This is a genomic window from Mycobacterium sp. 1245499.0 (assembly GCF_001673615.1).
Lineage (GTDB): Bacteria > Actinomycetota > Actinomycetes > Mycobacteriales > Mycobacteriaceae > Mycobacterium > Mycobacterium europaeum_A.
In genome coordinates this window covers 1-4998 of the sequence record NZ_LZMG01000129.1, presented here as the reverse complement: position 1 = coordinate 4998, position 4998 = coordinate 1, and the positions used below count along the sequence as shown (strand labels likewise).

5 protein-coding genes and 1 pseudogene are annotated in these 4998 nt (G+C 68.1%); 3 read left to right on the top strand and 3 right to left on the bottom strand.

The features are described from left to right. Positions 1–259: pseudogene (locus A5646_RS06475) on the top strand (sirohydrochlorin chelatase); the annotation flags it as partial. A gap of 78 nt (positions 260–337) precedes the next feature. Beyond that, entirely contained in the window at positions 338–790 is a 453-nt protein-coding gene (locus tag A5646_RS06470) for a hypothetical protein (RefSeq protein ID WP_066866188.1), read from the top strand. Between the two features lie 13 nt (positions 791–803). Here A5646_RS06470 and nirD read toward each other — a convergent pair whose 3' ends face one another. Together nirD and nirB are read right to left on the bottom strand one after the other, a co-directional pair. Continuing rightward, complete coding sequence (nirD, locus tag A5646_RS06465; RefSeq protein WP_066866190.1) at positions 804–1172, bottom strand: nitrite reductase small subunit NirD; 369 nt, start codon at positions 1170–1172, stop codon at positions 804–806. A gap of 10 nt (positions 1173–1182) precedes the next feature. Continuing rightward, positions 1183–3765 carry a nitrite reductase large subunit NirB gene (gene nirB / locus A5646_RS06460; RefSeq protein WP_082984652.1) on the bottom strand — a complete coding sequence of 861 codons (2583 nt, stop codon included), beginning with the start codon at positions 3763–3765 and terminating at the stop codon, positions 1183–1185. Positions 3766–3992: 227 nt separating this feature from the next. Here nirB and A5646_RS06455 point away from each other — a divergent pair, with 227 nt between their 5' ends. Continuing rightward, positions 3993–4433, top strand: a complete 441-nt coding sequence (locus A5646_RS06455; RefSeq protein ID WP_066866194.1) for an Hsp20/alpha crystallin family protein — start codon at positions 3993–3995, stop codon at positions 4431–4433. A 69-nt stretch (positions 4434–4502) separates the two neighbouring features. Here the strand turns inward: A5646_RS06455 and A5646_RS06450 are convergent. Next, on the bottom strand, positions 4503–4998 hold a 496-nt coding region (locus tag A5646_RS06450; RefSeq protein WP_197505134.1), incomplete at its 5' end, for an isocitrate lyase/phosphoenolpyruvate mutase family protein.

The following is a 4998-nucleotide window of genomic DNA, read 5'->3' as shown; positions in this document are numbered from 1 at the left end:
CCGCGCGCGCCGCGCCGGTAGCCGTGTCGTGGTCGCCTCATACCTGCTGGCCGACGGCCTGTTCCAGCAACGGCTGCACGGTTGTGGCGCCGACCTGGTCAGCGAACCGCTGGGCACCCATCCCGGGCTGGCGCGCCTGGTCGCCAACAGGTTCCGGCGGGCCCTGCCGCCGGTGCTTGCCCCCACCGCCCGGCACGCATCGCGCCGGTCGAGCCCGCATCAGCTGGCCCGCGGCCGCGCCGTGCGCCCGGTGCCGTAGCGCCAAACGCCCACCGTCGAGCCACGCCGGTGCCCGGCGTTCCTTGATCTTTGCCCGCAGACGGGTGATCCTGGCACCATGCCCCGTCGCGAAGAGCCGTCGCGTGGGATCCTCGACCCGGTCGCCAAGATGTTGCGGTTGCCCTTCGGCACACCGGAATTCATCGACCGGATGGTCACCGGCGGGGTCAACCAGGTGGGCCGGCGGACCCTGCGCACGCTGATCACCACCTGGGACGCCGCCGGTGGCGGCCCGTTCGCGGCCAGCGCCATCGCGTCGACGGGGATGGCGAAGACCGCCGAGATCGTGCAAAACATGTTCGTCGGCCCGGTCTTTGGCCCGCTGCTGAAAATGCTGGGGGCCGACAAGGTCGCCCTGCGCGCCTCGCTGTGCGCCTCACAACTGGTGGGCCTGGGCATCATGCGCTACGGCATCCGCTCCGAGCCGCTGCATTCCATGTCGGTGGACGCGATCGTCGACGCGATCGGGCCGACGATGCAGCGCTACCTGGTCGGCGACATCACCCGGTGAACCGGGGTCGGCATCAGGCGGCCCGCTGCTGGTAGTCCCGCGCGATCTGGACGTAGCCGTCGGCGGTGATCCGCACCGGGTACACCGGCACCGAGACGGTCGGATCATCCAGGCACGAACCGTCTTCGAGCGAGAAGGCCTGCTTCAAGATGGGCGACTGCACCGTGACGCGGCCGTCCCGGTCGCCCACGATCCCGCGTGACAGCACCGCGGCCCCGGAGAACGGGTCGACGTTGCCGATCGCGTGCACCGAGCCGTCATCGAGCCGGAACAGCGCCGCCTGGGAGCCGTCGTCGAGCAGCACGCCGACGCCGCGACCCGGAATGAGGTGGTCGTAAGCGCAAGCGTGGGTCCACACCGCAATGTCGTTGAGAAGTGTCATGATCCCTTCCTCACTCTTCCGGAGTTGTCGCTGTACGAACCCGCGGCATGCCAATGGACACAGGGATTTTGCGCCCGGCATGCTCGGTGAATGCCACCGTCGAGTCGACGGCATCCGGGGCGTTGACGAACGAAACGAACCGCGACAGCTTGTCCGGGTCGTCCAACACGCCCTTCCATTCGCACTTGTAGTTCTCGACGTGCCGCTCCATTGCGGCCTCGAATTCGGCGGCCAGGCCTAGCGAGTCGTCGCACACCACCTCGCGCACGTGGTCGAGGCCGCCGTCGAGGGAGTCGACCCACGGCGCCGTGCGCTGCAGCCGGTCGGCCGTCCGGATGTAGTACATGACAAACCGGTCGACATAGCGGACCAGCGTTTCGGTGTCCAGATCGCTGGCCAACAGCTGCGCGTGCTTGGGCGTCATACCGCCGTTGCCGCCGACGTAGAGGTTCCAGCCCTTTTCGGTGGCGATGACGCCCACGTCCTTGGAGCGCGCCTCGGCGCATTCCCGCGCGCAGCCCGAGACGCCCATCTTGATCTTGTGCGGCGCCCGCAGGCCGCGGTAGCGCAGTTCCAGATCGATGGCCAGCTGCACGGAATCCTGCTGCCCGTAACGGCACCAGTCGGTACCCACGCAGCTTTTCACCGTGCGCAACGCCTTGCCGTAGGCGTGGCCGGACTCCATGCCGCCGTCGACCAGGCGCTTCCAGATCTCCGGCAGTTGGTCGACCCGGGCGCCGAACATGTCGATCCGTTGACCGCCGGTGATCTTGGTGTAGAGCCCGAAATCCTGGGCGATCTGGCCGATCAGGATCAGGTGCTCGGGCTTGATGTCTCCGCCGGGCACCCGGGGCACCACCGAGTAGCTGCCGTTCTTCTGGATGTTGGCCAGGAAGTGGTCGTTGGAATCCTGCAGCGAGGCCTGCTCGCCTTCGAGGATGTGCTCCGACCCGGTGGAAGCCAGGATGGAGGCGACCACGGGTTTGCAGATGTCGCAACCCTTTCCGCGGCCGAAGCGCTCCAGCAGACCGGAGAAGGTCCGGATCTCGGTGGCGGAGATGATCTCGAAAAGCTCCGCGCGCGACTGGCTGAAGTGCTCGCACAGGGCCTTGGACTGTTCCACGCCCTCGGCCTCCAGCAGCTGCTTGAGCAGCGGGACGCACGACCCACACGAGGTGCCGGCCGAGGTGCACGCCTTCAGCGCCGGGACATCCGCGCAGCCGTCGGCGATCGCACACTTCAGATCGCCCTTGGTGACGTTGTTGCAGGAGCAGATCTGCGCCGAATCCGGCAGCGCTCCAACGCCCAACGCGGTGCTACTGCCGGAGGAGGCAGGCGCGATCAGCGCGAGCGGGTCGCCGGGCAGCTCGCTGCCGACCATGGGTCGCAGCACGCCATAGGAGGAGGCGTCGCCGACCAGCACGCCGCCGAGCAGCGTCTTGGCGTCGTCGGAGAGCACCAGCTTGGCGTAGGTCCGGTTGACCGCGTCGTTGATGGCAACCTCGAGGCAGTTCTCGGTCGTCCCCATCGCGTCGCCGAAGCTGGCCACGTCGACACCGAGCAGCTTGAGCTTCGTGGACAGGTCGGCCTCGCCGAACTCCGCGACCCCGTCAAGCAACCGGTCGGCCACCACCTCGGCGGAGGTGTAGCCCGGGCCCACCAGGCCGTAGCAGCGGCCGCCGATCGCCGCGACCTCACCGATCGCGTAGATGTCGGGATCGCTTGTCTGGCAAGCCACATCGGTCAGCACGCCGCCACGCTCGGCGCGGTCCAGCCCGGCCGCGGTGGCCAGTTCGTCGCGCGGCCGGATGCCGGCCGCGAAGATCACCAGACCGGCGTCGATGACCTGGCCGTCGGTCAGGCTCACGCGCACCGAGGTGGAGCCGTCCGCATGCTCGATCGACTCGATCGATTCGGTGCCCGTGCCGACGTGCACCGAGATGCCGAGCTCGCCGATCATCCTGGCTAGCAGCGCGCCGCCGGCCTCGTCGATCTGCTGGGCCATCAGCCGCGGCATCATCTCGACGACATGGGTCTGCAACCCGAACTGGCGCAGCGCATTAGCGGCTTCCAGCCCGAGCAGGCCGCCACCGATCACCACACCCGCGGCGGCGTGTGAGGTTTCCACCGTGCGCTGGGCGTCGGCGCGGATGGCGTCGAGGTCGTCAAGGGTGCGGTAGACGTGACAGGCGGGCAGATCGTGACCCGGCACCGGCGGCACGAAGGCGTACGACCCGGTCGCCAGGACCAAGGTGTCGTAGCCGTGCCGCTGACCGTCGGCGGTGACCACCGTCTTTGTCGCGCGGTCTATTTCGGTAACGCGCTGGTTGAGCACCAGCCGGACCTGCTCGTCACCCTCATATTCGTTGCCGGGCAAGGCCAGTAGCTTGCGATCCCAGCTTTCGGTGTACGAGGTCAGCCCCACGCGGTCGTAGGCCGCGTTGGTCTCCTCGGCGAAAACCGTGATGCGCCACAGTCCCTCGGTGTCACGGGCGCGCAGCGCCTCGACGAACCGGTGCCCCACCATGCCATGTCCGACTACGATGATGTGACGAGGCGCACAGCTGGCGCGCGAAATCCCGTCTGCAGACATGGCTTTGAGAGTAACGGCCGGAAATTACGTTCTTCTCGCCCAATGTGACGGTCCTATGACGAGGATCTCACAACTCACAGGAACCGATGTGATTGATCGTTCACTGCCGGCGAACGGCGAGGTGGAACTTAAGCGTGGTCGACTCATGTTTGTCGTAGTAGCCGGTCGCGCAGGCGCCGGTCACAGGAATTTCACAATGAAACTCAAGGAATGGAAAGGGAAGCGTCATGAGCAACCTCGCATTGTGGTCGCGACCGGCCTGGGACACCGACCGGTGGTTGCGCGACTTTTTCGGCCCCGCCGCCGCGGCGGACTGGAACACCCCGGCGACCAGCGGTTTGCGGCCCGCCGCCGAGATCGTCAAGGACGGCGACGACGCGATCGTACGGGTCGAACTCCCGGGCGTTGACGTCGATCGGGACGTCAAGGTCGAGGTCGACCGCGGCCGCCTGGTCATCCACGGCGAACACCGCGACGAGCACGCCGAAGAGAAGGAAGGCCGCACGCTGCGGGAGATCCGGTACGGATCGTTCCGCCGGTCGTTCCAGCTGCCCGCCCACGTCACCGGCGACGCCATCACGGCGAGCTACGACGCGGGCGTGCTGACCGTGCGGGTCACCGGTGCGTACGCCGGAAGCCAGGCGCAGCGCATCGCGATCACCAAATAATCTCCGGCCCGTCCGGACCGAGATTGGCGAATCCGGCGGAGCCGCAACGGCTCCGCCGGATTCATCGCATCAGCCCCAGCGGGCCAGCAGCTCCTTGGCGTGGCCCGCCAGCGCGGCCTGAAAGAAGGGCCCGAAGCTGATCCGCGCGACGCCCAGCGGACCGAAGGACGCCGGGTCGTCCTGATCGGGCAGCGCGATCGCGTTGACCGGCCGCTGCAACTCCGCCGTCAGACGCCGCAACGTGTCGGGGTCGTGGCGGCCCACCGGATAGAGGACATCGGCGCCCGCGGCGGCGGCCTTGTTCAGTCGGTCCACCGCCCGCTCGACGCGATCGGAGGCCTCGCCGTCCTGGCGCAGGAACAGATCGGTCCGGGCGTTGATGACGACGTGTACCCCGGCCGCGTCGGCGGCCGAGCGCAGCTCGCCGACCAGATCGGCGTGTTCGTCGGCGGACCGCAGCCGCTTGCCCTCCGAGTGCACGCTGTCCTCGATGTTGCACCCGACGGCCCCGGCGCTGAGCAGGCCCTCGATCAGCCGGCCCGCCCGCTGGCCGTAGCCGGATTCG

Bases quoted from the DNA above. Each gene is read 5' to 3' on its own strand.
- nirB (WP_082984652.1), bottom strand. From the start codon at position 3,765: ATGTCTGCAGACGGGATTTCGCGCGCCAGCTGTGCGCCTCGTCACATC.
- A5646_RS06470 (WP_066866188.1), top strand. From the start codon at position 338: ATGCCCCGTCGCGAAGAGCCGTCGCGTGGGATCCTCGACCCGGTCGCC.
- A5646_RS06455 (WP_066866194.1), top strand. From the start codon at position 3,993: ATGAGCAACCTCGCATTGTGGTCGCGACCGGCCTGGGACACCGACCGG.
- nirD (WP_066866190.1), bottom strand. From the start codon at position 1,172: ATGACACTTCTCAACGACATTGCGGTGTGGACCCACGCTTGCGCTTAC.